18 protein-coding genes are annotated in these 21,028 nt (G+C 68.5%); 9 read left to right on the forward strand and 9 right to left on the reverse strand.

Annotated features, from left to right (window positions below; all coding sequences use genetic code 11):
* Window positions 1–3 precede the first annotated feature (3 nt).
* From ACKI2N_RS31560 to ACKI2N_RS31570, 3 genes are read left to right on the forward strand one after another with little or no spacing between them, the layout of a single operon-like run.
* On the forward strand, window positions 4–789 hold the full coding sequence (locus tag ACKI2N_RS31560; RefSeq protein ID WP_420992096.1) for an FAD binding domain-containing protein: 786 nt from the start codon (window positions 4–6) through the stop codon (window positions 787–789).
* A 40-nt stretch (window positions 790–829) separates the two neighbouring features.
* Window positions 830–3,166, forward strand: coding sequence for a xanthine dehydrogenase family protein molybdopterin-binding subunit (locus tag ACKI2N_RS31565; protein ID WP_420992095.1), 2,337 nt, complete (start codon window positions 830–832; stop codon window positions 3,164–3,166).
* A complete protein-coding gene (locus ACKI2N_RS31570) occupies window positions 3,163–3,657 on the forward strand; it encodes a (2Fe-2S)-binding protein (RefSeq protein ID WP_420992094.1) in 495 nt (164 codons plus the stop codon). Before ACKI2N_RS31565 ends, ACKI2N_RS31570 begins: the two co-directional genes overlap by 4 nt.
* Window positions 3,658–3,921: 264 nt before the next feature.
* Here the strand turns inward: ACKI2N_RS31570 and ACKI2N_RS31575 are convergent, their stop codons facing one another.
* The 5 genes from ACKI2N_RS31575 to ACKI2N_RS31595 all read right to left on the reverse strand — a co-directional run bounded on the left by ACKI2N_RS31575 (window position 3,922) and on the right by ACKI2N_RS31595 (window position 8,718).
* The gene (locus tag ACKI2N_RS31575) at window positions 3,922–4,527 is read right to left on the reverse strand and encodes a hypothetical protein (protein WP_420992093.1); all 606 of its coding nucleotides are present in this window, start codon (window positions 4,525–4,527) and stop codon (window positions 3,922–3,924) included.
* Between the two features lie 30 nt (window positions 4,528–4,557).
* Window positions 4,558–5,106 carry a hypothetical protein gene (locus tag ACKI2N_RS31580; protein ID WP_420992092.1) on the reverse strand — a complete coding sequence of 183 codons (549 nt, stop codon included), beginning with the start codon at window positions 5,104–5,106 and terminating at the stop codon, window positions 4,558–4,560.
* 427 nt (window positions 5,107–5,533) lie between these two features.
* Window positions 5,534–6,280, reverse strand: coding sequence for a glucose 1-dehydrogenase (locus tag ACKI2N_RS31585; protein ID WP_420992091.1), 747 nt, complete (start codon window positions 6,278–6,280; stop codon window positions 5,534–5,536).
* A gap of 206 nt (window positions 6,281–6,486) precedes the next feature.
* Window positions 6,487–7,401, reverse strand: coding sequence for a LysR family transcriptional regulator (locus tag ACKI2N_RS31590; protein WP_420992090.1), 915 nt, complete (start codon window positions 7,399–7,401; stop codon window positions 6,487–6,489).
* Window positions 7,402–7,686: 285 nt separating this feature from the next.
* Window positions 7,687–8,718, reverse strand: coding sequence for an alpha/beta hydrolase (locus ACKI2N_RS31595; RefSeq protein ID WP_420992089.1), 1,032 nt, complete (start codon window positions 8,716–8,718; stop codon window positions 7,687–7,689).
* 175 nt (window positions 8,719–8,893) lie between these two features.
* On the opposite strand from ACKI2N_RS31595, the gene ACKI2N_RS31600 reads away from it, so the two are divergent.
* The 5 genes from ACKI2N_RS31600 to ACKI2N_RS31620 all read left to right on the forward strand — a co-directional run bounded on the left by ACKI2N_RS31600 (window position 8,894) and on the right by ACKI2N_RS31620 (window position 13,859).
* Window positions 8,894–9,490: a TetR/AcrR family transcriptional regulator gene (locus tag ACKI2N_RS31600; protein WP_420992088.1), complete on the forward strand. Its 597-nt coding sequence runs from the start codon at window positions 8,894–8,896 to the stop codon at window positions 9,488–9,490.
* A gap of 252 nt (window positions 9,491–9,742) precedes the next feature.
* Window positions 9,743–10,360, forward strand: a complete 618-nt coding sequence (locus tag ACKI2N_RS31605) for a GbsR/MarR family transcriptional regulator (RefSeq protein ID WP_420992087.1) — start codon at window positions 9,743–9,745, stop codon at window positions 10,358–10,360.
* Window positions 10,361–10,364: 4 nt separating this feature from the next.
* Window positions 10,365–11,795 (forward strand): cytochrome ubiquinol oxidase subunit I, encoded by a 1,431-nt coding sequence (locus ACKI2N_RS31610; protein ID WP_420992086.1) that lies wholly within the window; start codon window positions 10,365–10,367, stop codon window positions 11,793–11,795.
* Entirely contained in the window at window positions 11,792–12,814 is a 1,023-nt protein-coding gene (locus ACKI2N_RS31615; RefSeq protein WP_420992085.1) for a cytochrome d ubiquinol oxidase subunit II, read from the forward strand. The genes ACKI2N_RS31610 and ACKI2N_RS31615 overlap by 4 nt, the downstream gene beginning before the upstream one ends.
* 61 nt (window positions 12,815–12,875) lie before the next feature.
* Window positions 12,876–13,859: an oxygenase MpaB family protein gene (locus tag ACKI2N_RS31620; RefSeq protein ID WP_420992084.1), complete on the forward strand. Its 984-nt coding sequence runs from the start codon at window positions 12,876–12,878 to the stop codon at window positions 13,857–13,859.
* Window positions 13,860–13,919: 60 nt separating this feature from the next.
* Here ACKI2N_RS31620 and ACKI2N_RS31625 read toward each other — a convergent pair whose 3' ends face one another.
* From ACKI2N_RS31625 to ACKI2N_RS31640, 4 genes are all read right to left on the reverse strand, one after another.
* On the reverse strand, window positions 13,920–15,491 hold the full coding sequence (locus ACKI2N_RS31625; protein ID WP_420992083.1) for a sensor domain-containing diguanylate cyclase: 1,572 nt from the start codon (window positions 15,489–15,491) through the stop codon (window positions 13,920–13,922).
* Window positions 15,488–15,673, reverse strand: coding sequence for a hypothetical protein (locus tag ACKI2N_RS31630; protein WP_420992082.1), 186 nt, complete (start codon window positions 15,671–15,673; stop codon window positions 15,488–15,490). The genes ACKI2N_RS31625 and ACKI2N_RS31630 overlap by 4 nt, the downstream gene beginning before the upstream one ends.
* A 12-nt stretch (window positions 15,674–15,685) precedes the next feature.
* Window positions 15,686–17,170, reverse strand: a complete 1,485-nt coding sequence (locus ACKI2N_RS31635) for an MDR family MFS transporter (protein WP_420992081.1) — start codon at window positions 17,168–17,170, stop codon at window positions 15,686–15,688.
* Between the two features lie 430 nt (window positions 17,171–17,600).
* Entirely contained in the window at window positions 17,601–19,682 is a 2,082-nt protein-coding gene (locus tag ACKI2N_RS31640) for a methyl-accepting chemotaxis protein (protein WP_426990874.1), read from the reverse strand.
* 951 nt (window positions 19,683–20,633) lie between these two features.
* On the opposite strand from ACKI2N_RS31640, the gene ACKI2N_RS31645 reads away from it, so the two are divergent.
* Window positions 20,634–20,957, forward strand: a complete 324-nt coding sequence (locus ACKI2N_RS31645; RefSeq protein WP_420998387.1) for an RNA chaperone Hfq — start codon at window positions 20,634–20,636, stop codon at window positions 20,955–20,957.
* The last annotated feature ends 71 nt before the right edge of the window (window positions 20,958–21,028 follow it).

Here is a 21,028-nt window from a genome sequence, read left to right on the forward strand (position 1 = left end):
CGCATGGAACTCGTCACGCCCGCCACCCCGCAGGACGCGCAGGCCCTGGCCGACCGGCTCGGCGCGCGCGCCCGCTTCATCGCCGGCGGCACCCTGCTCCAGCAAGAGTGGGACGAGCCCCGGCTGGCCCCGCCCGGCCTGTGCTTCATCAACGTGCAGGCCTGGCCCGAAACCCAGCGCATCGCGCTCGGCGAGGCCCACCTGCGCATCGGCGCCGGCGCGCGCCTGGAAACCGTGCGCACGCATGCGCTGGTGCTCGCCCATGCGCCGCTGCTGAGCGAGGCGCTGGGCCAGCTCGGCGCGCTGGGCGTGCGCCGCCTGGGCACGCTGGGCGGCAACGTGGGCTGGGGCATGGGCGACAGCGCGCCGGTGCTGCTGGCGCTGGACGCCGAGGCGGAGCTGGCCGACGGCACGCGCGAGCCGCTGGAGCGGACCTTGCTGCGCCCGGTGCGCCCGCTGATGGTGGCCTTCCACCTGCCGCGCGCCGATGCCCGCCGGCCGGTGCACGCCGTGTTCGAGAAAGTCGGCTACCGGGCCGCGTTCTCGCCCGGGCGCCTGCGGCTGGCCCTGCGCTGGCGCGACGCCGCGCGCGGGCGCGCCGTGGTGCGGGCCGCGGCCGGCGCCCCGGGCGTGAGCGCCGTGCGCCTGCACGCCGTGGAAGCCCTGCTGGCCGAGCCCGGGCCGCGCCCCGGCCTGGCCGCCGTGCGCGGCGCCTGCCTGCGCGCGCTGCCGCCGCCGCTGGCCCTGATCGCCAGCCGGCTGATCGCCGGCCACTGCGGCCTGCTGTGAACCGCCCGCATGACCTGCCGGCATTGCTCCCCATGACGCCATGACCACCACGGACCAGCCGGCCGCCCCGGCCTTCGCCACCCCGCACCGGACCCTGCGCCCGCTGGACTGCGAGGCCGGATCCAGGCCCGAGTGCCAGCCCGAGTGCCAGCCCGAGTGTCGGCCCGATATCCACGCCAAGCTCTCGGGCAACCCCGGCTACCTGACCGACCGCATCGCCGAAGGCCAACTGCGCGGCGCCATCCTGGGCAGCCCGCACCCCCACGCGCGCATCGTGCGCATCGACACCGCCGCCGCGCGCGCGCTGCCCGGCGTGCATGCCGTGGTTACCCATGCCGACATTCCCGGCACCGCCGTCTACGGCCTGCGCAAGGCCGACCGGCCCGTGCTGTGCGCCGACAAGGCGCGCTACGTGGGCGATCCGGTGGCTGCCGTGGCGGCGGTCGACATGGCCACCGCCCGCGCGGCGCTGGCGCTGATCGAGGTCAAGTACGAACCGCTGCCCCTGGTCGGCGACCCGGCCGCCGCGCTGGACCCGCGCTGCCCCGAGGACGCCTGGGTGCACGCCGGCGGCAACCTGCTGCACCAGGTGGAGCACCGCCGCGGCGACCTGGCCGCGGCCGAGGCCGCCAGCGTCCATGTCGTGGAGGACACCTACACCACGCCGCGCCAGATGCATGCCTTCCTGGAGACCGAGGGCGGCGTCGCCGAGCCCGACGGCGAGGGCGGCCTGCGCCTGTTCTTCGGCGGCCACAACCCGGCGCGCGAGCGCCAGGTGATTGCCGACATGCTGCGGCTGCCGCACGACAAGGTGCATGCCGTGGGCACGCCGGTCGGCGGCTCGTATGGCGGCAAGGACGAACTCACCGTGCAGCCCGTCGCGGCCCTGCTGGCGTGGCAGGCCGGGCGCCCGGTGCGGCTGCACCTGACGCGGCCGCAGTCGGTGGACTTCGGCGTCAAGCGCCACCCGATGCGCATCCGGCTGCGCATGGGCTGCGACGCGCGCGGCCGGCTCACCTTCCAGCAGGCCGACATCCTGGCCGACACCGGCGCCTACGCGACCCATGGCCCCGAGGTGCTGGACGCGGCCGTGGAACACAGCCCCGGCCCCTACCGCTACCGGGCCGTGCATCTCCACGCGCGCCTGGCCTATACCAACAACGGCGTGGCCGGCGCGTTCCGCGGCTTCGGCGCGGTGCAGGTGCAATACGCGCTGGAGCAGCAGATCGACCGCCTGGCCGCGCTGGCCGGCCTCGATCCCGCCGCCTTCCGCGCGCTCAACCTGGCCGCGCCCGACGGCCCCGGCCCGCTGGGCCAGCAGGTGGTGCCGTTCGACGGCCCGCATCGCGCGCTGGACGTGGCGCGCCGGCAGCCGCTGTGGCAGGCGCCGCGCCACTGGCGCAGCGCCGACGCGCGCTACCGCTACGGCACCGGCCTGGCCCTGGTCCACCGCAGCGACGGCTTCGGCAAAGGCGGCCCCGGCGCCAGCCGCATGGCGCTGGCCCTGGCCGAAGACGGCGCCATCGAGCTGCGCTGCGGCTTCACCGAGCTGGGGCAGAACCTGGTGGGCGTGATCCGCAACCTCTGCGTGGAGCACCTCGGCTGCGGACCCGGCGACGTGCGCCCCGTGCTGGGCGACACGCGCCACGCGCCCGACTCCGGCCCGGTGGCCGCCTCGCGCGCCACCACCCTGGCCTGGCGCGCCGTCACCCATGCCCGCGCGGCCTGGCGGCAGTCGCTGCTGGAGCCCGCCGCCCGGCAACTGGGCCAGCCCGCCGCCACGCTGCGCCTGGGCGAGGGCGGCGTGCACGATGCCCAAGGCCTGCGCCTGTCCTACCGCGCCCTGGCGCAGCTGCTGGGACCGGACCGGCCCTGCCTGGACGTGGACCTGCCCGCCGAGGACCCCGCAGGCAATGCGCACGACACGCATTTCGTGTTCGGCGCCTGCGCGGCCATCGCCCAGGTGCGCGTGGACAGCTGGAGCGGCGTGATCAGCGTGCAGCAACTGGTCATGTGCACGGCGCTGGGCCCCACCATCTCGCCGCAGGGCTACCTGGGACAGATGGAAGGCGGCGCCGTCATGGGGCTGGCCATGTGCACCCAGGAAGAACTGGAATGCGTGGATGGCCGCTACACCGCGCGCAACCTCGACACCTACCTCGTGCCCACGCTGGCCGACGCCCCCGCCATGGACGTCATCGCCATCCAGAACCTGCCCGACGGCGATCCCATCGGCCCGCGCGGCGCGGGCGAGATCAGCGTGAACTTCGCCACCCCCGCCGTGGCCAGCGCCATCGCCGCCGCGCTGGGCCACCCCGTCACCCGCCTGCCCGTGCAGCCCGCGCAGGTCATCGCGCTGTTGGAGAAGCCCGCATGAACGTCCCGGCCCCCGGCACCCGGCCCGCCCCCTTCATCCTGGAACTGCGGCTCAACGGCCAGCCCGTGCGCGTGCAATGCAGCCCCGACACGCGCCTGCTCACGCTGCTGCGCGAGCACTGGCACCTCACCGGCGCCAAGCCCGGCTGCGAAGTCGGCCGTTGCGGCGCCTGCATGGTCTGGCTCGACGATGCCCCCGCCAATGCCTGCCTGCTGATGGCCTACCAGATCCAGGGCCAGGCGGTGCGCACCATCGAATCGGTCGCGGCCGACACCGCCAGCGAGCCCGTGCGCGCAGCGCTGGCCGAATGCGGCGGCGTGCAGTGCGGCTATTGCACCGCCGGCATGGTGATGACCATGACCTACCTGCACCGGCAACAGCCCCGCCCCGCCGCCGGCGAGGCCAAGGCCCTGATGTGCGGCAACATCTGCCGCTGCACGGGCTACGGCGGCATCCGGCGCGCGGTGGAGAGGCTGTTTCCGGAGGTGTAGGCGTAGTCGCGGCTGTCTCGCCTCAGTTGGTGAGTAGCGCCGGCCGGCCGCATCAACGTCTTGCGTCACCGTGTCTCAGGCTAAACGAGCCAGATTCTCAAGAAGGGTGGGCAAATTCGCCACCTGTCCGACAGTTCATGGGTACACGCAAGGTGCAGCGCCGTCCACCCAGTCATCGGACTGGCGCAGTCTGCGCATACAGCCGTGCCAACAATGAGAACGGGGGCATAGAGCCCCCGCTTGCAACCGATACCGCGCAAGGCGTCAGCGTGCCGCGCTGAGTTCGGGCGCTTCGCTGAGCGCCTTCTGCAGATTGCTAAGCATATCCTCGCTGGCACGCTGGGCGGACAGCGAGAAGTTGCGCTTGAACTCGGAGAACTCTGCGTTCCCTTGGCCCGTGACGATCTTCTTAAAGACGACCTTGCCGTTGAGGTCCGTCACGGTGCAGGTAAGGTTGATCGTGAAACGGGTTGGAGGCCAGGTGAGCGCGCTGTCGGACGACGACTCGGTCGTGATCTCCGGCGTCAGGATGTAGGCAAGCTGCGCCTTGTCGATCATGGCGCGATCGTCCGGCGCCTTGAGCTTGGTCGCATTGGCGAACACGTTCGACAGCGTACTGTAGATCGGTACCTCGAGGTCGCGGTACGGCAGGTAGCTGACCTTGTCGCCACCGCCGCCCGGCGTGGTCACTTCCTTGGTCAGCAGCGCATCGGGGAGGACGAAGCCGATGTTCTTGTCGACTTTCCTCTCGGCCGGCGTGGCGGGCGCGGACTTGTCCGTCGCGATCTGAATCGGGTGAGCACAGCCAGCCAGTGCGATCAGCGCGACGACAGCCGCGCAACGGCTAGCGATCGTGAACCAGGCACGCATCGTTTTCTCCTTTTGGTGTTGCTGTGGGGTTTACTTCAAAGCGTCCAGGAAAGCGGGGTCGGCGTAGAGCGTGCCGAGCAGCGCCTGCACCGTGTAGCCGTATTCGGTGACCGCCTTCGGAATCGCCACGGCAGCCGCGAACGATGAATCCCATTCGCGATGGACCGACTTGATCTGGTCGTAGCGGACGGTGTCCCCCTTCTTCACGACAAAGCGTGCCGATACGTCGCCGGAAGCGGTGACGATCGCCGGATCGATCTCGTTGCGCAGCAGCGTGCCGGAGATCACTACGTCTGCGTCCGACGACATCTTTCCGGCCATGGTCAGCTCGCGGGTGACGGCTTCCGAGAGATACGCCGACCACGTGCCGCCGTACGGTGACACCAGGCTGTTGGCACGCAGCGGAATGGGATGCTTGACGCCGGTCCCGCTTGCATTGAACGTGCCGACGCGCGTGGGCGCGGCGCCGCTGTTCTTGAGGGTCTGGACGTTATCGAGCGACGGAGGATAGGGAGGTGCAACGACGCTGCACCCGGACAGGACTAGGCCTAGCGCGCCAAGCGCGAGGCTGGTTTTCATGCGACCCACTGCGGACACCTTCCTTGTTTTACGTGTTTTCTTGTGTCGTCATCGGCCACAGCGGCCGCGTGATGACGATTGCCGGCTTGATAACCTTCGGTGCCGGCATGAAACGTATTCTGCCAAAGCCGAAGCACTTTGCATCACATTAAAGGTGTCATCAAGACCAAAATGTTGCGCCAACTAAACACCCATCCATTTGGGGGTGTTCGTAGCCGCGGGACGGCCGGGTCGGTCAGAAGCTGCATTTCAATGACGTCAGCCATCCGGGTACATGGCACGCAATGACTCGCATGCTTTCCCGACGCCGTTGGAGTCAGGAAAGCCGGCGGACCGTTCACCGGGTCGGGGCGGTGTCAAGCGTGCAGGTCGCTGCGACTCTGCGTGGATGTCAAATGGAACGCTTGGGGGTATCCGCCACGCCCGATCAACGAAGTCCGCCGCCAGCGATGATCTTCTCGCCGGTGAGCCAGCGTGCATCGTCCGAGGCGACGAAAGCCACGACATCGGCGATGTCCTGCGGCTGCCCGAGGCGGCCCAGCGGGGTCTGCGCGACGATGCCGGCCTCGAACTCCGAGGCCAGCATTCCCGCGTCATGGGTGCCCTCGGTTGCCGTGAGGCTCGGGTTGACGGAGTTGACCCGGATCTTGCGCGCGCCCAGTTCCTTTGCGAGCACGCCGGTGATGACGTCGACCGCGCCTTTGGTGGCGGTGTACAGCGCGGTTCCTGGCGGCGTGATGGCAGTGACGGCGGACCCGATGTTGACGATACTGCCGCCTTCGCCGAGTTGCGCTGACGCTGCCTGGGTCATCAGCATTAGACCCAGCACATTGATATCGAACATCCTGTGGAATTGCGCCTCCGTGACTTCGTCAAGGGCGCCGAACTCGTAGACCCCCGAGTTGTTGACCAGGATGTCGAGCTTTCCATACGTGACGATGGCGGTATCGACCACGCGCCTGGCGTCGGCGCCCTTCGACACGTCACCCTGCGTGGCCACCGCCTGGCCGCCTGCGTCGGTGATGGCTTGAACCACCGCGTCCGCGCCGGACTTGCTGGTTGCGTAGTTGACAACCACCTTTGCACCGTTCGCGGCGAGTGCCTTTGCGATCGCTGCACCGATTCCCTTGGATGCGCCAGTGACAATGGCGACTTTACCTGCAAGCTTGGACATGAACAACTCCTTCGATGGATGAATGGGCTCCGGGACAACGCCTTTCGTTGCCTCGGTAGTCATGTCCAATCATGGAGCCCGGAAGTCGCGACGACTAGCTGGTCGATCTGGTTATCACCTATCCGGATCGGGGATCAATCCCCGTGATCTGCGCGGTGTCGCGCGGTTCATCGGCACCGCCTGGCTGCCGAAAAACCGCCGCGCAATCAGTTGGGCCCGGCGGAAACACCGCCGGGAACCGCGGCGATGCCTTCCAGCCTGGCGCTCAGGTAATGGATGAACGCCCGCGCCGAATATCGCGTCGCCTTCCCGAGCGGATAGTAGGCATAGACACGTGTCGGAACCATGTCCCAGTCGGATAGCAGGCGTACCAGCCTGCCTTCTTCCAGTTCTCGCCGACAGGCCCACAACCCGATCGACGCGATGCCCATGCCGGCGACCGTGGCAGCGACGACACCTTCGTTGTCATTGAAAGAGATGCTTGGCCGGACCGAGACGGACTCATCGGTGCCCTCGCGGGAAAACGCCCACGCCGTGTCGACGCTTCCGGCGGGTCCGTGGACGATCCGGTGCTCTGGCAGCGCGGACGGTGTCGGCGGCGTGCCATATCGATCGAGATATCCCGGCGCGGCGACGATCAGCCGCGGATAGGTCGTGAGCAGCCTGGCCGTAGCGTTGGAATCCGGCAGCATTCCCATCCTCAGCGCTACATCCACCGCGTCGCGCACAAGATCCTGTTTCCGGTCGCCCAGGATGACCTGCAGCGACAGCTTGGGATGCATCTCCGCGAACGGGGGGATCAGCGGAATGATCTCACGCACGCCCGCGCTTGTCGGCATGCCGATCCGCAGGGTGCCACGCAGTTCGCCCCGACGGACGCTCTGCTCCGCTTCATCCAGCTGATCCAGAACGGGCTCGATGCGGGCCAGGTACTCTGTTCCTTCTTCGGTGGGAATCACCGCCCGCGTGGTGCGAGCCAGCAAGGAGACGCCAAGTTCCTGCTCGAGGTCGGAGACAGCCCGCGACGCCTGCGATTGGGAGATCGATAACTCGCGGGCCGCCCCGGAAAAACTCTTGAGCCTGGCGACACGCGAAAAGATCTTGAGTTGGCTGATGTCCATCTCGCACTTGGGGTTGGGGGGCCTGCCGGTCAAAGGAACAACCCCGGTGCTTGGCCGATTGATGCGATTTCGAGATAAATCATAACCAGCAACGGGGGGTTCCTGGAAGACCGCCGTGGCCGCATAGTCAGGCCCACGCGACGCGCAACGTCGCCGCGTGGCCGCATCCGATGACGAGCACGATCGACGCGCACAAGTGTGTCATCGATCCGCCGTTGCGTGTTCATTCCGCCGCATCCATCCAGGAAATCGACATGTCGGCGCCCGCCAGAGCCACACGGAGGTTCATTTTGCGAGATGCTCGCGGATGCCGGAGCTGATCTGCTGAAGTGCCGCCTCGGTCGAAGGCACATGACGCAGTGCATTGAGCAGTACGAAGTCGTGGATGGTGCCGTTATAGCGAACGGCCGCGACCGGCACGCCAGCCTCTTTCAGCTTGCGGGCATACGCCTCGCCCTCATCGCGCAGCGGGTCGCTCTGTGCGGTGATGACGAGCGCGGGCGGCAAACCCTTGAGCTCCGCGTCACTGGCACGCAACGGCGAGACGTATGGGTTGTCCCGCGTTTTCGCATCCGGGGCGTAGAGGTTCCATCCATAGTCCATGAAGCCACGCGACAGGAAGTAGCCGGTCCCAAAGCGCTTGTACGAATCCGTGTCGACACTTGCATCGGTGGCCGGAATCAGCAGCACCTGATAGCGGATCTTCGGGCCGCCGCGGTCCTTGGCCATCATGGTTATGGCTGCCGTCATGTCGCCGCCCACGGAGTTTCCTGCCACGGCGATGCGGCTGCCGTCGGCACCGAACTCGCCAGCGTGGGCCGCCACCCATTTGAGAGCCGCATACGATTCGTCCAGTTGCGTGGGGAACCTGGCCTGCGGCAGCGGCGTGTACTCGACGAACACGCCTACCTGTCCCGAGCCGACGACGAGATCGCGCAGCAGGCGCTGATGGTTGGCGAAGTTACCGACGATCCAGACCCCGCCGTGGATGAAGAACAGAACGCCCGGCTTGGCCGCGGGTTGGTCCGGCTTCATGATGTAGATCTTCACGGTACGGCCATCGGCCGTAATCGTGCGCTCCGAGGTCGTCACCCCCGACATGTCTACCGGCGTTTTGCTTTGCAGCCCCGTCAGGATGTCCTGCGGCTTGGGCTGAGGCAGTTCCCAGAACGGGGAACTGTCCTTGTTGAGCTCCACGAGGAAGCTGCGAACTTGCGGATCGAGGTTCGGATCCGTCGAGACGTCCTGGGCGAAGGCATGCTGGGCCATGATGGCGGCTCCAATCAGGGAAAGGGCGAGTTTCGATGCACGGTTCATGATGAAAGTGTCCTTTAGAGATCAGCGGCGACCTGATGATGTAGACAGGTCTGTATCTATGATAGAAGAGACAGACCTGTATTCAAGAGAAATTTGGATTGTGGAAAATTCGCATTGACACAGACAGGTCTGTATCATAAGCTATGGAGTCGACTGAACGTAAGGGGTAGCCGAAATGACCCAGCCCATTCCTAGCGCGCGCGACCGGATTCTGGAAACCGCGGCGCGCCTGTTTTATCGGGACGGATTCCGGGCCACCGGAATCGACAGGATCATTGCCGAGTCAGGCGTGGCCAAGATGTCGCTGTACCGGAATTTCGCCTCGAAGGACGAGCTCATCGCGGCATTCCTGGACTGGCGCCACGATTTCTGGATGCGCTGGTTCATCGAGGCGGTGGAAACACGCTTTGCCCGGCGGGCTGAGCTGTCCGTTATCGCGGACGCCTTGGGCGAGTGGTTTGCCCAGGAGGACTACCGCGGCTGCTCCTTCATCAACGTGGTCGCGGAAGCGGGGGCGACGGGCAGCCCAGGCCACCTGCAGCAAGCGGTTTCGCACAAACAGGCACTGGAACAGTTCATCGCCGGGATAGCCATGCGGCTGGGTCTGCCGTCGCCGGCCACCGTGGCGGCGGATGCGATGCTGTGTGTGGAAGGGATGATCGTGCGCTACCAGATGACGCGCGATGCCACAGTGGTGGAATCCGGCAGGCGCGTGCTGGCGGGAATCGAAGAAGCTGCAACGACAGGCAAGCGCAGGGTCAAGGTCGCCTAGCGCCAGTCCGGGCGGCGGCCACTTCCGATCATTTCACTATGCTTGGGTGGACACACGGTTGAATGGTCGTGTTCTCCGGCACGCCTATGGCCGCTCCGACCCGGGGACTACGGGTAAGACTCAAGAACTCTGAGACGTGACTGCCGTGGGGCGCGGCCGCCAGCGACGCGTTGCCGCACCTCGCCCCCTCCCGCGCGTTCCCGTTCCGTACTAAACTTTCACAACTTTCTAAAAATTCAAAAAAGACAAGCAATGCACCTGTCGCCCCTGATCCAGCGCTTCGTGCTCCATTTCGGCGAAATGGGCAGCCGCTGGGGGATCAACCGCACGGTCGGTCAGATCTACGCGCTGCTGTTCACCGCCTCGCGCCCGCTCAACGCCGACGAAATCGCCGAGGCGCTCGGTTTCTCGCGCTCCAATGTCAGCATCGGCCTGAAGGAGCTGGAGTCGTGGAACCTGGTTCGGCTGTCGCACCAGCCGGGCGACCGGCGCGAGTATTTCTCGGCGCCGGACGATGTCTGGGCCATCTTCCGCACGCTGGCCGAGGAGCGCAGGCGGCGCGAGATCGATCCGACGCTGTCGATGCTGCGCGAAGTCCAGCTGGAGTCGCCGGCCAGCGCCGAAGACCGCCATGCGCAGGCGCGCATGAAGGAGATGTACGGGCTGATCGTGCTGGTGACGAGCTGGTTCGGCGATATCCAGAAGCTCGACGTGGCCACGCTGGAGAAGCTGATGAAGCTGGGCGCCAAGGTCAACAAGCTGCTCGAGATGAAGGACAAGCTCGGCAGCGCCATCGGCGGCAAGGCGCGCGCCGATGCCGACAAGGGCGATGCCGCCAAGGCCAGGCCCGCCCGTACCCGCAAGGAGTAGTTTCATGTTGTCGTCGCTCGACCCGGTGGTGCTGGCGCGCGTGCAGTTTGCCGCCAATATCACCTTCCATATCCTGTTTCCCACCATCAGCATCGCGCTGACCTGGGTGCTGCTGTTCTTCAAGCTGCGCTTCGACAAGACCGGCGACGACCGCTGGATGGCGGCCTACCGCTTCTGGGTGAAGATCTTCGCGCTGACCTTCGCGCTGGGCGTGGTCAGCGGCATCACCATGAGCTTCCAGTTCGGCACCAACTGGCCGGGCTACATGGAGACGGTGGGCAACGTGGCCGGCCCGCTGCTGGCCTACGAGGTGCTGACCGCGTTCTTCCTGGAGGCGACCTTCCTCGGCATCATGCTGTTCGGCATGCGCCGCGTGAGCAATCGCACGCATACCGTCGCCACGCTGCTGGTGGCGGGCGGCACCACGCTGTCGGCGTTCTGGATCCTGGCGCTGAACTCGTGGATGCAGACGCCGGCCGGCTTCGAGATGATCGACGGCCGCGCCCACGTGACGAGCTGGCTGGCGGTGATCTTCAATCCCTCGTTCCCCTACCGCCTCGCGCATATGCTGCTGGCGTCGGGGCTGACGGTGGCGTTCCTGCTGGCGGGCATCTCGGCCTACCGCTGGCTGCGCGGCGACCGCGCGCCGGAGGTGCTGTCGTCGCTGCGCACCGGAGTGGTCATCGCGGCGGTGCTGATCCCGCTGCAGATCGTGGCGGGCGACCTGCACGGCCTCAACACGCTGCATCACCAGCCGGCCAAGATCGCCGCCATGGAGGGCATCTGGAAGACCGGGAAGGGCGCGCCGGCGGTGCTGTTCGGCCTGCCCAACGCGGGCACGCAAAGCAACGATTTCGAGATTTCGATCCCGAAGCTGGCATCGGTCTACCTGACCCACAGCGCCGACGGCGAGATCAAGGGCATCGATGCCTTCGAGGGCGCGCATCCGCCGGTGGCGCCGCTGTTCTACGCTTTCCGCGTCATGGTGGGCGTGGGCCTGCTGATGCTGGCGGTCTCGTGGACGGCGGCGTGGCAGCTGCGCCGCCAGGGCCAGCCGTCGCGCTGGATGGCGCGCGCGCTGCTGGCGATGACGTTCTCGGGCTGGGTGGCGCTGGTGGCGGGCTGGTACGTCACCGAGATCGGCCGCCAGCCTTACCTGGTGTATGGCGTGCTGACCACGGCGCAGGCCGCCTCCAAGGTGCCGGCCGCGATGATCGGCGCCACGCTGGCGATGTACCTGGCGCTCTACGCGGCGCTGATCGCGGCCTATGTCTCGGTGGTGTTCTACCTGGCCCGCAAGGCGGGCACGGACGCGGGCGCGGGCGCGGGAGAGCCGGAAATCGAAACCCGTCAAATCGAAACCCATCGAACCGAAACCCATCGAATCGAAACCCCTCAAGCCGTGCTGCCCGGCGAACTGCGGAGCGCAGAATGAACGACCTGACCCAACCCGCCGGCTGGATGCCGCTGGTGTTCCTGGCCCTGATGGGCATCTCCATGCTGGTCTACGTGATCCTCGACGGCTACGACCTCGGCGTGGGGGTGCTGCTGCGCCGCGCCGGCGATGCCGACAAGGACACCATGATCGCGTCGATCGGCCCGTTCTGGGATGCCAACGAAACCTGGCTGGTGCTGGGCGTGGGCCTGCTGCTCACGGCCTTCCCGATCGCGCACGGCATGATCCTGACCCAGCTCTACCTGCCGGTGGCGCTGATGCTGGCCGGGCTCATCGTGCGCGGCGTGGCGTTCGACTTCCGCGTCAAGGCGCGCGCGCACCACAAGCCGTGGTGGAACCGCGCGTTCTATGCGGGCTCGCTGCTGGCCGGCTTCTCGCAGGGGCTGATGCTGGGGCTGTACATCACCGGCTTCCGCCACGACTGGCTGGACATCGCCTTCGCGGTGGTGGTGGGGCTGTGCCTGGTGGCGGGCTACTGCCTGCTGGGCGCGGGCTGGCTGATCATGAAGACCGGCGGCAGCCTGCAGCGGCGCGCCATGTACTGGGCACGGCACAGCCTGTGGCTGACCGGCACCGGCGTGACGCTGATCTCGGTGGTGACGCCGCTGGTGAGCCAGCGCATCTTCGACAAATGGTTCTCGCTGCCTAACATCATCCTGCTGGCGCCGATCCCACTGGTGACGGTGGCGCTGTTCGTGATCCTCGACCGGCTGCTGCGGCGCATGCCGGCCATGCACGAGCGTGGCAACGACCGCTGGTGCTGGGTGCCCTTCGCCGGCACCGCGGTGATCTTCCTGATGGCGTTCAACGGGCTGGCGTACAGCATCTTCCCGTACCTGGTGGTGGACCGGATCGATATCTGGCAGGCCGCGAGCGCGCCGGAATCGCTGGGCGTGATCCTGGCCGGCGCGGCGGTGGTGCTGCCGACCATCCTGGGCTACACGCTGTACGCGTACCGTGTATTCTGGGGCAAGGCGACCGACCTGCATTACTACTGAGGCGGCCGGCGCCGGCAGGCGGCCCGCGGGCGGCCGCACCGACCAGGACAGACAGCGACACATGAACGGCTCGCAAGGCCAGCAACCCGGCACGCCCCCATCCTCGCCGCCGCCCGCGGAGGCAGCTCCCCTGACCCGGCGCCTGCTCGACCGCCTGCGCGCCGGCGCGGGCGCGCAGGTACGCGGACTCACCCGCAGCAACTCCGGCCTCAGCCTCGATTACGACAACCCGCCCGGCGACCCCGGCCTGTTCGGCCCGGACGCGGTCTGCTGGCGGGTCCACGCGGATTTCCCGGCGATGCTGGCCGGCGGCGTCAGCGCGCTGCTGCTGCAGACCCTGCATCCGCTGGCGCTGGCCGGGGTGTGGGACCACTCCACCTTCCGCACCGACATGCAGGGCCGGCTGGGCCGCACCGCGCAGTTCATCGCCGGCACCACCTACGGCAGCCGCGCCGACGCGCTGGCGCTGATCGAGCGCGTCAGGCGCATCCATACCATGGTCAAGGGCACCGCGCCCGACGGCCGCCCCTACGCGGCCGACGACCCGGCGCTGCTGACCTGGGTCCACGTGGCCGAGGTATCGAGCTTCCTGGGCGCCTACCTGCGCTACGTCGGCCCGCTGCCGCCGGCCGACCAGGACCGCTACTACGCCGAGGTGGCGCAGATCGCCGAACTGCTCGGCGCCACCGGCGTGCCGCGGAGCGCCGCCGCCGTCGCCGCCTACCTCGCGCGCCTGCGCCCCGAACTGGTGGTCAGCGAGCGCACCCACGAAGTGGTGCGGCTGGTGATGGCCATGCCGGTCGCCAGCCCGCTGCTGGTGCCGGCGGTGCGCATCATGGGCGACGCGGGCATCGCGCTGCTGCCGCGCTGGGCCCAGCGCGAGCTCGGCCTGCACGGCGCCGCCGCGCTGCGCCTGCCGGTGTCGCTGGCGGGCATGCGCATGCTGGCGCCCACCTTGCGCTGGGCGCTCGGCAGCGGGCTGGCGGCGCGCGCGCGGCGGCGTGCCGAAAAGCCGGCGCCGGTGACGCTGGCGCCGACCTCCTGAGCCGGGCCGGCGCCGGCCGCCGGCGCCCCGCCGGGAGACCGATGCGGAAGTCGCGCGCCGTCAGCCGGCGGCGTCGCGCGCCAGCCGGTTCCGCCCGCCCTGCTTGGCCTGGTACATCAGGTCGTCGGCCCGCTTCAGGGCGTCGGCGATGCGCGCGCCGCTGCCCGGCCAGCTGGCCACGCCCAGCGAAATGGTGACGTGGCCGACGATCTCGAAGGCAGTCTGCTGCACCAGCTGCCGCAGGCGTTCGCCCACCTCCGCGGCGTCGGCCACGGTCGTCTCCGGCAACAGCAGCGCGAACTCCTCCCCACCCTGCCGGCAAGCCAGGTCGCCTTCCCTGGAGCATTGCCGCAGCAGCCGCGCCACGGTGGCCAGCACGAGATCGCCCGCATCGTGGCCGAAGCTGTCGTTTACCCGCTTGAAATGATCGATGTCGAAGGCGACGATGGCAAAAGGCCGGTGCGCCGCCTCCATGAGATCCAGGGCTTCCGTCATCGCCCTGCGGTTGAGCAGGCCCGTGAGCGGATCGGTGTGCGCCTGGCTGCTGAGCCGGCTGAGCTTCTCCTGCATCAGCCCCATCCCCTTGAGCAGGGCCTGCTTGATGTGGGCGGCCTCGATGTACCAGGAGTCGACCGTGCGGATGCGCTCGGTGCTTTCGAGGCTGTCCATGGCGGTGGCGTTCTCCGCGAGCTGCTGCAGCGGGCGGGTGATCAGGCGGGAGAGCCACCAGATCGTGAGCAGGCCCACGATCCCCAGCGGGGCCGCGCCCAGCACCATCTGGCGCATCAGCGCATGCAGCGCGCCCAGCGTGGCGCTGCGCGGCTGCTGGGACACCACGCCCCAGTTGGCGGAGGGGACGCCGGCGTAGCCCGCCAGCATCTCGGTCCCCTGCGAATTGACCAGCGGCATGGCGCCGCTCTCTCCCTTCAACGCCGCCTCCACCGCCGGATTCTTGCCGATGACCTCGCCCACGCGCGCGGCATCCGGGTGGTACAGCAGCCTGCGGTTGCCGTCCGCGACGTAGGCATAGGTGGCATCGCGGTAGAAGTGGTTGCCGATCAGGGTGCTCAGGACGGTCTTCTCCTTGAGGTAGATCGATCCGCCCACGAAGCCGAGGTACTCGCCCGTCTTGCTCCAGATCGGGTGGGAGATAAACACGATCAGGTTGCCGGCGGCCGAATTGTAGGCGCTGCTGATGGTGGGCCGGCGGCCGCGCAGCGCCTCGCCCACGCCCGGCGACGCCAGCGTCTTGCCATCGATGCGCAGGCTGTCCGGCATGGCGGCCAGGACCCGGCCGCTGGCGTCGGCAATGGTGACGGAACTGAAATCGGGGTCTTGCGTCTTGAGCCGCCTCGCTTCGCCCGCCACGAAACCGGGATCGCCGAAATGGTCGCCGAGCAGGCCGGCGCTGTATGCCAGCTTCTGCTGGACCACGCGCAGGAACTCGTCGATGCTGGACGCTACCTTGGCCGCATAGGCGCGATTGGCTTCCTGGGCGTTGGCGACCAGCGCGTCCCGCTGCACCCGGTAGGCGGCATAGAAGCTGTTGGCCAGCGTCACGAGCGAGGTCACCAGCGCGAACAGCAGGATCAGCCGCCGGAGGTCGATGATCGGGATCTTGTTGAATTTCATTTCCTGGCCACGACAAGTACGGCTATCCATGGAAGGGGCCCCGCCTGCGCGACGACCACGCTACCCGCCTCGCTGGTGTCGATGCGGCCGAACGGCCGTTGCGCGAACTCGGGCCGTCTCTCGTAGAGCGCGATGCCCGCGGCGCCCCGATGAGCGCCGGCCAGGCGCGCAAGCCGGGCCATCGGCGCGCGCCCTCAGTCGAGGCTGGCCGCCACCGTGGCGGTCTTGCTGCCGCGCAGGGTCGCCTCGGGCAGGCGCGCCACCAGGAACGGCGCCACCAGCGACACCGCCGCGCTGAACACGAACAGGATGCGGAACGCCGTCTCCGCGGCGGCGCGCACGGCGCCGGCGTCGGCCGCGTTGCTGCCCACCATGACGCGGTGGAACATGCTCATGAGGATGTCTTCGCCGCCGGACAGGTCGGCCACGCCCATGCCGCCATGGCGCAGCAGCCCGATCAGGACCGTGGTCAGCACCGCCACCCCCACCGCCCCGCCCAGCATGCGCGAGAACGCCGTCAGCGCGGTGGCCACGCCGACCTGCTGGGCCGGCACCGCGTTCTGGGTCGCCACCAGCCCGCTGGGCAGTTGCAGCCCGATCGACAGGCCGAGCACGACCATCACCAGCGCGGTCAGCGCCACCGCGTGCGGATCGACGAAGGCCAGCGCCACGATGGCCAGCGGCGCGACCAGCGAGCCGGTCAGCTGCAGCGGCTTGTAGCGCCCGCTCCAGGACATCAGCCGGCCCGAGATGAAGGCGCCGAACGGGATGGCCAGCGTCAGCGGCACCAGCCGCAGCGCGGCGCTGTCGGCCTGCGCGCCGCCCACCACCTGGAAGCGCAGCGGCAACAGCACCGACATGGAGATGAGCTGGAAGAAGCACAGGAACAGCGTGATGCAGCAGATCGTCACCGTGGGCACGCGCAGCATGGCCAGCGGGATCATCGGATCGGCCGCGCGGCCTTCCTGCCACACGAACAGCGCCAGCGCGACCAGGCCGGCCAGCAGCAGGCCCAGCGTCTGCGGCGCCAGCGGCGACTGGCCCTGCCCCAGGCGGGTAAGGAACACCAGCACGCCGGTCAGGCCGCCGCCGAACAGCACCGCGCCGAGGTAGTCGATGCGATGGCGGCGCCCGCCCGCGGGCAGGTGCTTGAGCGCGCGGCGCACCACCACCAGCGCGAGCACGGCCAGCGGCAGGTTGATCCAGAAGATCCAGCGCCACGACAGGTAGTGCGCCAGGTAGCCGCCGATCACCGGCCCGGCCATGCTGGCCACGGCCCACACGCCGCTCACGTAGCCCTGGTAGCGGCCGCGGTCGCGCAGCGGCACCACGTCGGCGATGGTGGCCTGCGACACCGAGATCAGCCCGCCGCCGCCGAGGCCCTGGAGGATGCGCGCGATGATCAGCTGGGGCATGGTCTGCGCCAGCGCGCACGCCACCGAGGCCAGGAAGAACAGCACGATGGCGAAGGACAGCACGGAGCGCCGCCCGAGCAGGTCGGACAGCTTGCCGTAGATCGGCGTGACCACGGTGGAGGCCACCAGGTAGGCCGACACCACCCACGCCATCACCTCGAAGCCATTGAGCTGCAGCGCGATCTCGGGCAGTACCACGGCCACGATCGACTGCTCCAGCGCGCCCAGGAACATCGCCAGCATGATGCCGAAGATGACCTGCATGACGGGCACGGGCGGGGTGGCGAGCGGAGCGGGCGCGCCGCCGCCGCGCGGCTCGGCCGCGCCTTGCGGGGGAGGCGCGGCGGCGGCCGCTACGGCAGCAGTCAGGGAAGGGGGAAAGGCGGAAACCGGCGGGAACGACGTCTGGGAGGCGGCGGGCATGGGCGGGCGGGAGGAGGGAAACGCAGGAAAGGACATCGATTGGGAGGCTGGGGGGCCTCGCTCATCTCTGTTTTTTGTATACAAGGGGCATATTGTAGGCCGAAGCCCGCCGCCTTGCAGCGCCCTTTTTCGGCGGCTTCCCGGCCACTGCCGGCCTTCCCTCGCCGCCCTTTCAGGGCCCTTTCATTGCCCTTTCAGCACGCTTTCACCGCATCCGGGCGCCCTTCCGGCAGCCTTGCCGCCCGCTTTCGCGAGCGGCGCCGCGGGCGCGTCAGAAAGACTCCCAGTCGCCGTTGGCCACGGCCAGGTTGCCGGCGGCCACGGCGCGCGGCGCGCGGCGCGCCGGGGCGGGTGCGGCGGCCTTGGCCGGGCGCGCGGGAAGCGACTTGGCCGACAGCACCGGCTCGCGTCCCAGGCGCACCACCGGCGCGCGGGCCTTGCTCGGCAGCACCGGCGCGCGGGTGCCGCCCGCGGCGGCAAGCGGAGCCGCCACCTTGGCCGGAGCCGGAGCCGCCGCGCGGGCAACCGGCCTGGCGGGGGCGGGAGCGGCGGCGGGCGCCGCGCGGGGCGCCTCGGCCGGCTCCGACGCGGCGGGCGCGGACGCCACCGCGCGCAGCGGCGCCTGGCTCTTGGCGCGGGCGGCCGGGCGAGCGGCCGGGCGAGCGGTTGCCGCACGGGCTTCCGGCCGCGCCGCCGGGGCGCGCGCGGCGGGCTTGCGCACCGCCGCGGCAGCGGCCGTGACAGCGGCAGGCGCGGCCGGGCGCGCCGGTGCCGGGCGCGCGACGTCGGTCTGTTCCGGGGTCACCTGGAAGCGGGACACTTCGTCCACCAGGCCCGCGGCCTGCTGCTGCAGGCTCTCGGCGGCGGCGGCGGCTTCCTCCACCAGCGCCGCGTTCTGCTGCGTCACGCTTTCCATCTGGGTGATGGCGCGGTTGACCTGCTCGATGCCGGAGGACTGCTCTTCGCTCGCCGCGGCGATCTCGCCCATGATGTCGGTCACGCGCTTGACCGCGCCGACGATGTCGTCCATGGTGCGCCCGGCATCCTCGACCTGCCTGGCGCCGTGGGCCACCTGCCCCACCGAGCCATTGATGAGCTGGCCGATTTCCTTGGCGGCCGACGCCGAGCGCTGCGCCAGGCTGCGCACCTCGGCCGCCACCACGCTGAAGCCGCGGCCCTGCTCGCCGGCGCGCGCGGCTTCCACCGCGGCGTTGAGCGCCAGGATATTGGTCTGGAAGGCAATGCCCTCGATCACGCCCACGATCTCCGCCACCTTGGCCGACGACTGCGAGATGTTCTGCATGGTCTCCACCACGCCGCGCACCGCGCGCCCGCCTTCGGTGGCCACGCCCGAGGCGCTGACGGCCAGTTCGTTGGCGTGGCGCGCATTGGCGGCGTTCTGCCTGACCGTGGAGGTGAGCTGCTCCATCGAAGCCGCGGTCTGCTCGAGCGAGGCGGCCTGCTCCTCGGTGCGCTGGGAAAGGTCGGTATTGCCGCTGGCGATCTCGCGGGTAGCGCCGTCGATCGAGCGCGAGGCGCCCTGGATGCCGTGCACCAGCGAGGCGAGCTGGCCGAAGGCGCGCTCCAGCGCGCCCAGCATGCGGCCCATCTCATCGTTGCTGCGCGCCTTGACGGTGTAGGTCAGGTTGCCCTGCGCCAGCGCCTGGGCGGCTTCGAGCGCCTGGCGCGCCGGGCCCGTGATCGAGCGCGTGATGCCGATGCCCAGCGCGGCGGCCAGCGCCACCGCCACGGCGGCCAGCGCCACCAGCAGGTTGCGCGCCATCTCGTAGCTGGCGTTGGCCTCGTCCACCGCGGCGACGGCCACCTTGCGGCCGCCTTCGGCCAGTTCGGTCAGCTTGTCGAAATAAGGCGCCTGGGCCGCCGGCAGCGTGGCCACCATGGCGCTGCGGGCGCCGTCGAACTCGCCGCCCTGCAGCTGGCGCAGCACCATGTCGAGCTGGCCGTTATAGGCGTTGCGGGCCACGGTCAGGCGCTCGTAGTTTTCCTGCACCGCCGGCGAGGAAGCCTTGGCGATCCATTTGCCGAGCGCGTCCAGCGTGGTGCTCATGTCCTCGCGCAGCGCGCCGATCTTCTCGGCGTTGCGGCGCACCGCGACCGGGTCCTCGTTCAGGGTGGCGTCGCGCACCAGGATGCCGACCCACAGCGCGTCCTGCTTGACGCGCTCGATGTCCATCACGCGGAACAGCCGCCCCTCCACCGTCAGGCGCATCGATTCGTTCATGGTCCGGAGGGACATCGCCCCCAGCACGGCAACCGCCACCAGCAACAGCGCCACGACCGAAAACGCCACAGTCAGGCGCGCCCCAATGCCAAAGTTTCGCAACCAACGCATCTTCCCGCTCCTTTTTTGCTTTTCATCCCGCGCGCGGCGCCTTGTGCCGGGCAGACCTCCGGACCGACGCCGCATCGCAGACCTTAACGGCCGGCGCCGCCCAAGCTTGAGTACATTTCTGCGTTTTGCAGAAATAAAGCCGAAAACGCCGTGGTTAGCGGAGATATACAGGGGAAAAGAGGGGCAATTCGGAGAATTGACAGCGGGCGTCCTGTCGTCTAATGATGGCAGGCACGTCGGAAAGGCAGCCACCGGTACTTCCGGCCGGGCGCTGCCGACAATACAGTGGGCGCACAAAAAAAGAAGCCCACGCGCGGGGTGCTCGTAGGCTTTCCAGGACTGCTAGGAACCGAAAGGTTCACTAGCGAATATAAACCTGCTTACATGAGGTGTAAATCCAATTTCTATCAGGGATATCTCTGATAGGAAAGTGCCGGCTTCGCCATGCAAGTGGCGCATGAGCGGCACGGAAGGACACCGAGAGGGCAGGCCAGGGCTGCGTGAGGCTGCGCAAACCTCATGTTGCACCGGGGGCTGCAACCCGGACAGTGTTGGGATTTGCCGCGCAAGTGTGCATGAATCCACATTCGGCCATTGTGATGCAATCGTTTTATTAGAGGAAAACCTCTAGTGCCGGCGCGCTCCCCAACCGTCCATATTTGTAAAATTTTGTTACCCTCGCCCCTGAAGTATTCCCTTTCTCTTCCGGCGGCGGCGCTCGCCACCGATTGCGGGGCAGCATCGGACCAGCCTCCAGCGTATCAGTCGCTACCGGCGGTGCTCCATGCAGCCAGCCCCGAGGCCGACCCCGAGAGCGGATGTTTCATTTCCAGTTCCGCCCAGGTCAGGCCGCAGCCCGCGCTCAGCAGTGCGTCACACCCCAGTTGTCCAGGCCTGGTCATCGAATCCCTGCCAGCCGACAGAACCCGCGCGGGCTCTTCCGGAGAAGTTGTGAACAAGAAGGAAAACAGGGTGGACCGCCCTAGCCGGAAGCTGCAGCACCAGCAGTTGTCCACCCACAGCGCGAGCCGGAAGCCCGTGGTCGTGCACCTGTCCAGCGGCACCCGCCTGCATGGCGTGATCGTGGCCGCCGACAACTATATGGTATTGCTCGCCGGAGGACCGGACGATCCCCTGCCGCAGGTCGTCTACAAGCACGCCATCGCCGTCATCACCCCGGCCCACGCGCCCGAAGCCATGGCCAGCGTGCCGGGCGCCGAAAGCTCGCCGGAATTCGTCAGCCTGTATATCCCGCGCACGCGCAAGCGGCGCTGAGCGCGTTGATCCACGCGCGCGCCGCCCTGTTTACTCCCTGTTTACTATTAGCGCGGACAAATAGGCAGACA

Source organism: Cupriavidus sp. 30B13, from assembly GCF_049059565.2.
Classification (GTDB): domain Bacteria; phylum Pseudomonadota; class Gammaproteobacteria; order Burkholderiales; family Burkholderiaceae; genus Cupriavidus.

Coding starts and splice junctions, on each gene's coding strand:
- ACKI2N_RS31635 (WP_420992081.1), bottom strand. CDS start 17,170: ATGCAGGTCATCTTCGGCATCATGCTGGCGATGTTCCTGGGCGCGCTG.
- ACKI2N_RS31590 (WP_420992090.1), bottom strand. CDS start 7,401: ATGGACATCAGCCAACTCAAGATCTTTTCGCGTGTCGCCAGGCTCAAG.
- ACKI2N_RS31595 (WP_420992089.1), bottom strand. CDS start 8,718: ATGAACCGTGCATCGAAACTCGCCCTTTCCCTGATTGGAGCCGCCATC.
- ACKI2N_RS31625 (WP_420992083.1), bottom strand. CDS start 15,491: ATGAAATTCAACAAGATCCCGATCATCGACCTCCGGCGGCTGATCCTG.
- ACKI2N_RS31640 (WP_426990874.1), bottom strand. CDS start 19,682: ATGCGTTGGTTGCGAAACTTTGGCATTGGGGCGCGCCTGACTGTGGCG.
- ACKI2N_RS31630 (WP_420992082.1), bottom strand. CDS start 15,673: ATGGCCCGGCTTGCGCGCCTGGCCGGCGCTCATCGGGGCGCCGCGGGC.
- ACKI2N_RS31610 (WP_420992086.1), top strand. CDS start 10,365: ATGTTGTCGTCGCTCGACCCGGTGGTGCTGGCGCGCGTGCAGTTTGCC.
- ACKI2N_RS31565 (WP_420992095.1), top strand. CDS start 830: ATGACCACCACGGACCAGCCGGCCGCCCCGGCCTTCGCCACCCCGCAC.
- ACKI2N_RS31560 (WP_420992096.1), top strand. CDS start 4: ATGGAACTCGTCACGCCCGCCACCCCGCAGGACGCGCAGGCCCTGGCC.
- ACKI2N_RS31620 (WP_420992084.1), top strand. CDS start 12,876: ATGAACGGCTCGCAAGGCCAGCAACCCGGCACGCCCCCATCCTCGCCG.
- ACKI2N_RS31585 (WP_420992091.1), bottom strand. CDS start 6,280: ATGTCCAAGCTTGCAGGTAAAGTCGCCATTGTCACTGGCGCATCCAAG.
- ACKI2N_RS31605 (WP_420992087.1), top strand. CDS start 9,743: ATGCACCTGTCGCCCCTGATCCAGCGCTTCGTGCTCCATTTCGGCGAA.
- ACKI2N_RS31600 (WP_420992088.1), top strand. CDS start 8,894: ATGACCCAGCCCATTCCTAGCGCGCGCGACCGGATTCTGGAAACCGCG.
- ACKI2N_RS31570 (WP_420992094.1), top strand. CDS start 3,163: ATGAACGTCCCGGCCCCCGGCACCCGGCCCGCCCCCTTCATCCTGGAA.
- ACKI2N_RS31580 (WP_420992092.1), bottom strand. CDS start 5,106: ATGAAAACCAGCCTCGCGCTTGGCGCGCTAGGCCTAGTCCTGTCCGGG.
- ACKI2N_RS31615 (WP_420992085.1), top strand. CDS start 11,792: ATGAACGACCTGACCCAACCCGCCGGCTGGATGCCGCTGGTGTTCCTG.
- ACKI2N_RS31575 (WP_420992093.1), bottom strand. CDS start 4,527: ATGCGTGCCTGGTTCACGATCGCTAGCCGTTGCGCGGCTGTCGTCGCG.